The sequence below is a fragment of the Gluconobacter sp. P1D12_c genome (genome assembly GCF_018812105.1).
Classification (GTDB): domain Bacteria; phylum Pseudomonadota; class Alphaproteobacteria; order Acetobacterales; family Acetobacteraceae; genus Gluconobacter; species Gluconobacter oxydans_A.
The window spans coordinates 1-361 of record NZ_JACSIQ010000857.1 but is presented as its reverse complement, the minus strand read 5'-3'; the positions used below and the strand labels follow the sequence as shown (position 1 = coordinate 361).

Sequence of the window (361 nt, the reverse complement as noted above, 5' to 3'; positions counted from 1 at the left end):
GCTCTGAAGCTGTTTCAGGCTCTCTCTGTCTTCCTTGGCCCGTTTGGTCGCTGTGCGGGCAACTGTGGCGCTCTGAACGGCAGGTTCATAATGCTGCTGAACGGTCTGACTGATGCGTTTTGCCACCTGCTCAGGGTCTTCCACAACACKGGTAAAAATCCCCTTCTTGAGCACCTGCGGTTCTAGGTCAGCAGGGGTCAGGTTTTTGTGCTCGGGTGCGTCCCGTTCTAGCGCCCCGTAGTAGGTTTTCAGCTTGGTGTGGGTGGCCTTGCTTCCTTCGATGCCGCGTTCCAGTCCGACAGGGCGTCCCACAACTCGCGCAAAGTCGGTCTGCATCTCGTTCAGGGCCTTGGCACCACCG

The 361-nt window shown here is 58.3% G+C and carries 1 pseudogene; it reads right to left on the bottom strand.

The window, feature by feature from the left end:
- Window positions 1-361, bottom strand: a pseudogene (locus KP705_RS19530) (plasmid recombination protein); the annotation flags it as partial.